1 protein-coding gene is annotated in these 821 nt (G+C 73.6%); it reads left to right on the forward strand.

The window, feature by feature from the left end:
* Nucleotides 1–146: 146 nt before the first annotated feature.
* Nucleotides 147–821: carboxypeptidase regulatory-like domain-containing protein (locus G3N92_RS34675; RefSeq protein WP_206131954.1), on the forward strand; the 675-nt coding region annotated here is incomplete at its 3' end.

The raw sequence follows: 821 nt of genomic DNA on the forward strand, positions 1-821 counted from the left end.
GCGATCCGCGCGGCCGGCGCGGCGCCGCTGCCCGCCGCCGCGCCGCAACCCTGAAACCCCACGACGCGCGCGGCGCGAACCGTCGCCCCGACGTTTCGCCTCGCACGCAGTCGGCACGACGATTGACGAGACCACGGAGAACCACGATGAAAACACGCGTTACGAAGCTGCGCGCCGCGCAGTGGATGGGGCCGGGCGTCGTCGCGATGGCCCTGATGGCCGCTTGCGGCGGCGGCGGGGACAGCGGCGGCGGCGGGCCGGTCACGACCTCCACCACCACCTCGGGCAAGATCAGCGGCACCGCGGCGGTGGGCGCGGCGATGGCGAACGCATCGATCACGGTGGCCTGCGCGCAGGGCAGCGGCGCGGGCACGGCCACCGCCGCCGGCGCGTTCACGTTGAGCTTCGCGTTCTCCGGCCCGTGCGCGATCACGGGCAGCACGGGCTCGGCCACGCTGCACTCGCTCGCGAACGGCAGCGGCACGTTCAACGTGACGCCGCTGACCGAGCTGATGCTCGTCTACCTCGCGGGCGAACTCGGCACCGATCTGAACGGCCTGCTCGGCGGCCTCGGCTCGAACACGGCCTATCAGAGCGCGGTGGCCAACAGCGCGAATCTGAGCGCCGCGCAGGGCGGCGTGGCGACAGTGCTGAAGTCGATGTTCAACATCACGCTGTCGACCTCGGCGTTCCTGACCACGGCGTTCACGCCAGGCCAGCCGGGCGCCGACGCCGACCTCGACGCGTTGCAGGCGGCGGGCGCGTTCACGAGCGCTGGCACGCCGTCGGCGGCGTTGCTGGCGGCGGTGGCCGCGGCCGGC

The sequence above is a fragment of the Burkholderia sp. Ac-20379 genome (assembly GCF_017104645.1).
Taxonomy (GTDB): domain Bacteria; phylum Pseudomonadota; class Gammaproteobacteria; order Burkholderiales; family Burkholderiaceae; genus Burkholderia.